The sequence below is a fragment of the Legionella maioricensis genome (genome assembly GCF_023618015.1).
Classification (GTDB): Bacteria; Pseudomonadota; Gammaproteobacteria; order Legionellales; family Legionellaceae; genus Legionella; species Legionella maioricensis.
The window spans coordinates 1-4710 of sequence record NZ_JAJKBJ010000052.1; the positions used below are offsets into that span (position 1 = coordinate 1).

Below are 4710 nucleotides of genomic sequence, written 5' to 3' on the forward strand. Positions count from 1 at the left end.
AACAAAAAATTACTATAACTCATTGATTCCATTGATGCCGCTGCGCAGAATCGAACTGCGGACCTTCTGATTACGAATTAGAAAATAGTGGTTTTTAGCCATTTCGACACGATATGATTTTCTTTTAAATTCCTTTTGTTTATTTGATATTACAGATATATTAGGTTATAAGTTCTTTTAATGAATTTGACCTTATTCTTCGACACATATTCGACACGTTACGACACGCTCAATTTAAATAATGAGAACTATATGCGAATCAACAAAACAAATATTGAGAACTTAGCTATTCCCCAATCGATTAAAACAGGGCAAAGTGCTCAAAAGAAATATTACGATGACAACCTCAAAGGATTTGGCGTACGTGTCACCTCAGGAGGCACTAAAGCATTTTTTGTTGAAAAGCTCATCAATAGAAAACTTAATCGGATAACTATTGGTCGTTACCCCGAAATTAGTCCTGATATGGCGCGAAAGAAAGCGACAGAACTACTCGGACAAATTGCTATGGGTAAAGATCCTGTTGCTGAGAAAAAAGCGCAATCTATGCGTGAAATTACTTTAAACGAAGTTTTTCAAGAATACATACAAACCCGAAAAACCTTAAAACCTAAAACCATTAATAATTACACTCATATGATTGATAAGGCATTCCCTACTTGGAAAAATAAGCCTATTTTGTCAATTACTAAAGATCGCATTAGCAAGCATCATGAAAAATTAGGAACAGAGCATGGTGAAGCCTATGCCAACCTTGCAATGCGTGTTTTACGCGCCCTCTTCAATTTTGCTGCTGGTCAATATGAAGATGCTCAAGGTAAATCACTAATTATGGAGAACCCTGTAAGACGTCTGTCTCAAACTCGCGCATGGTATCGAGTAGAACGCCGACAAACCTATATCAAACCGCATGAATTAGAAGCTTGGTATATAGGTCTGAAAAACATTGAGAATGAAACTCTTCGTGACTATTTATTATTGGTTTTACTCACAGGTTTACGAAGAGAAGAAGCTGCAACCTTAAAATGGGAAAATGTCGATCTAGCAGCAAAAACCTTTACTGTGGTTAAAACAAAAAATAACGAATCCCACACCCTACCCCTTTCTGATTTTCTCTATGATTTATTGGTAGCTCGTCATGAGAAGAAGATAAACGATTATGTATTCCCAGGAACTGGTGCTGCTGGTCATATTATTGAGCCACGTAAACAAATGGCTAATGTAACCAAAGCATCTGGTGTCCACTTTACCGTTCATGATTTAAGACGTACCTTTATCACTATTGCTGAAAGCTTGGATATTTCTGCTTATGCGCTTAAACGGCTAATGAATCATAAAATGAGTAATGATGTGACCGCTGGGTATATCATTACAGATGTGGATCGGTTGAGAAAACCAATGCAATTGATTACCGATTATTTTTTAAAGTGTATGGGCGTTATTAGATCTGCTGATATTATTGGTATCCAACCTCTTCAATTTGGATCGCATTGAGATCCAAATTAGATATAGAAAATAAATTTGTATTCCTTATATTCAATTTGGCGGTCAATGTCGGCCAAATGATACACTTGAGTAAGTTCCATTTTGGAACTCACTGCTAGACATTTTAATTTGGTACTCACTGCGTACCAAATCTCAAAAATTACATTTAAGCCTTATCTAGATTTAAAAAATAACGAGTCGCTTTAAGTTCGCCAGTTCGTTTGAGAATATTTTTTTTCACCAAGTCATTCAAATCTCTGGTTGTTGTTGCGATCGGTGCGCCTGTTATGCTCATATAATTTTTAGCACTCAAACCACCTACAAATCCATCAGGCCCCGCTTGAAATAATCTTAATAAAACCTTTTCTTGCCTTGGATTAATTTTCCCTTCCGCTTCCCTTAAAATAACAGATTTCTTAATAATAAAATCTATATACAAATAAGTGCTTTGTTGCGCTTCTAGAGCGATGTTAGCGAACCATATCAACCAAGATGTTAGATCTAAGGTTTTGCTTGCTAAACCTAACTGTTGATAATATTCCTTTCTCTTTTTTAATAATATTTTTGCCAATACTGTCATTACTGGTTTTGAAAATCCTTGGGATAAAGCTTTTTCTGCTATAGCTCGCCCTATTCTTCCATTTCCATCTTCAAAAGGATGGATACTCTCAAACCACAAATGGGCTATTCCTGCTCGGGTTAATGTGGGTAAAGGAGCTGAACCAGTGAGAGAACTCCGTTCAAACCAATTAATAAATTGATCCATTTCGGCAGGAACACATTTTGAAGGAGGCGCTTCAAAATGGATTTTTCGATCATAATCAGGACCAGAAACAATTTGCATTGCTTCTTCATGCTTACGATATTGACCAATATGTTCTAAATGATGACTATTACCCATTAAAAATTGATGCCATTCAAATAAAACCTGATGTGTTAACGGACTAGAAATCGTTTGATATATATTAACCATCATTTTAGCGATCCCACGCTCTGCCATGCTAGCTCTAGGAGATTCCGTAGACAATCCTAACTCTTTTTGTATAGACGATTGCACGCTATCTCTATTTAAATGCTCTCCTTCTATTTCTGAGCTATCCAAAGCATCTGTACACATTAAATCGATAAATAAATTTTGCTTACCTTCTTGAGATATATGTTGCGAAGAACCAATAATAATACCCGCGTTCTCAGTAAAAGACTGTTCAAACACAACTAATTTATCGGAGTCCCAAGTAAAATTTGGCCAATTCTCAAGCTGCCAATTCCATTTCATGATTAATAACCTCGCTTTTTATTAATCATAATATAGCATAATAATGATTAATAAAATATGAGTTTATTAATCAGAGATCCAAAGTTTTTGACCTCTTTGGAAGTAAGGCAGGAAATTGTGACTTTTACTTTATTTAGAACAAAGAAAACTGATTTTTTTTTAAAGGGATCGTTGTTCTAACCACCTCCCATGTGAGTTATCAAAACAGATAGAATACTTTTAAAAATGAATTGCGCGGCCTCTTCTTTGACAGCTGTTTTGAAACTACTAAATTGCTTGCTCCACCATGATTTTTGTTCAATCTCAATTTGAATGTCCTCAGAATTTTTTTGTTGTTTTCTAAGAAAATCAATGAGTTGTTTTTTTAATCCTATTCCGCTCGCTGTATTACCAAGAGCCTCAAAAAAGGACGACAATCTTAAAGTAAGAATGTTTTTATTAAAAGAATAATCGACTAAATGACCTATAGTGGTTATTGCATACTCAAAATCCCTCTTTAAAACAGGAGAGTCTATCAAAATTCGTATCTTATCTCCCTCAATTTCTGGTTTAATATCCCCACTGCCAATCTTTCCAATTAATTCATTTAAGTTTATTGATATGGAAATATTTTCATATCGAAGATATGACTCGATTTGAATACTTTGCAATTTCCTCTCTGTTATCTTCAAAAGTGAAGACAGTTCATAATTTGATTTACCATTAAATAATTTTGAGTGCTTCTTAATAAGATAATAAACAAGTAAATCAATATCATGTTTAGATAAAGATCCGAAACCTAACTCCAAATATTTATTAAGAAATTCTTTTGTAAACTCGTCTTTATTAATCGAATTAACTTGATCAAGTAATGCCATATATTTTTTTCCTTTAAATTAGTTCGTTAACCAAAATCCATTTACTTTGACATCATTATTTTTTAAATATTAGACCAAAGGAAGTATATTTTCTTGGTTAAAAAGATAACATTGCGAAGCAATGTATATTGCGCCCTTAGAAAATTCTTTTCTTCGGGATAATCAATTCTTTTCATTAATTTAATCGAAAACTAAGGAAAAACTTTGTGTGCTATAATTTCATATAATCAAGGATGATAAATTATGAATAGCATTAACTGGCACACATTTAGGTTTGAACTGGAAACAGAAAAAAACTTAGATCACAGAACTCCATTTGAAAAAGATAAATGTAAAGTTGTTCATTCTTATTCTTTTCGTAGGCTTCAGGGTAAAATTCAAATTGTAAGCGGCAAGGATTCTGACTTTCATAGAAATAGATTAACTCATTCCATAGAAGTCGCCTCGATTGCAAAAAGCATTTTTAATAATCTATTATATCGATTACAACAAGATAAGAAAAAAAATCTAGAAGATAAGCTTATTTTCTTAAACTCTCAGAAAAATGAAGATATAGACACTTTGCTCGATACAATTGGATTACTTCATGACATTGGACACCCACCATATGGTCATGGTGGAGAGCAAGCACTAAATTATAAAATGAGAAACTATGGGGGATTTGAGGGAAACGCACAAACTTTAAGACTAATTAATAAAGTAGATTCTTTAAATCTTACTTATAGAACTTTATTGGGAGTACTAAAGTATCCTGCAACCTACAGTGCATTGGTGAATGTAAAAACATATCCTAGTTTAGATCGAAGAATCTCCGATCAAAAAGAGATTACGGAATATTTAATAGATAATTCAAGATGGAATCCTCCAAAATGTTATTATGATAGTGACAACCAAACAGTTCTGAATCTATTAAGTTATATTACTGATAATGAAAGAATAGAATTTCAAAGATCTTTTCCAGCCCCAAAACCAGATCATAAAAAAACAAAATATAAAACATTTGATTGCAGTGTTATGAATATTGCTGATGATATTTCTTACAGTATTCATGATCTAGAAGATGCAATTTTCTTTCGGCAAATTAGTATGGAT

4 protein-coding genes are annotated in these 4710 nt (G+C 33.4%); 2 read left to right on the forward strand and 2 right to left on the reverse strand.

All coding sequences use genetic code 11. The annotated features are described in order from the left end of the window. Positions 1-252: 252 nt before the first annotated feature. Positions 253-1494, forward strand: a complete 1242-nt coding sequence (locus tag LOX96_RS17410; RefSeq protein WP_250424794.1) for a tyrosine-type recombinase/integrase — start codon at positions 253-255, stop codon at positions 1492-1494. Positions 1495-1651: 157 nt separating this feature from the next. On the opposite strand, the gene LOX96_RS17415 is transcribed toward LOX96_RS17410, so the two are convergent. Then, entirely contained in the window at positions 1652-2761 is a 1110-nt protein-coding gene (locus LOX96_RS17415) for a Fic family protein (RefSeq protein ID WP_250424792.1), read from the reverse strand. 176 nt (positions 2762-2937) lie between these two features. Then, the gene (locus LOX96_RS17420) at positions 2938-3618 is read right to left on the reverse strand and encodes a hypothetical protein (RefSeq protein WP_250424791.1); all 681 of its coding nucleotides are present in this window, start codon (positions 3616-3618) and stop codon (positions 2938-2940) included. A 243-nt stretch (positions 3619-3861) separates the two neighbouring features. Here LOX96_RS17420 and dgt point away from each other — a divergent pair. Further along, positions 3862-4710: dGTP triphosphohydrolase (dgt, locus tag LOX96_RS17425; RefSeq protein WP_250456461.1), on the forward strand; the 849-nt coding region annotated here is incomplete at its 3' end.

Bases quoted from the DNA above. Each gene is read 5' to 3' on its own strand.
- LOX96_RS17410 (WP_250424794.1), top strand. From the start codon at position 253: ATGCGAATCAACAAAACAAATATTGAGAACTTAGCTATTCCCCAATCG.
- LOX96_RS17415 (WP_250424792.1), bottom strand. From the start codon at position 2,761: ATGAAATGGAATTGGCAGCTTGAGAATTGGCCAAATTTTACTTGGGAC.
- LOX96_RS17420 (WP_250424791.1), bottom strand. From the start codon at position 3,618: ATGGCATTACTTGATCAAGTTAATTCGATTAATAAAGACGAGTTTACA.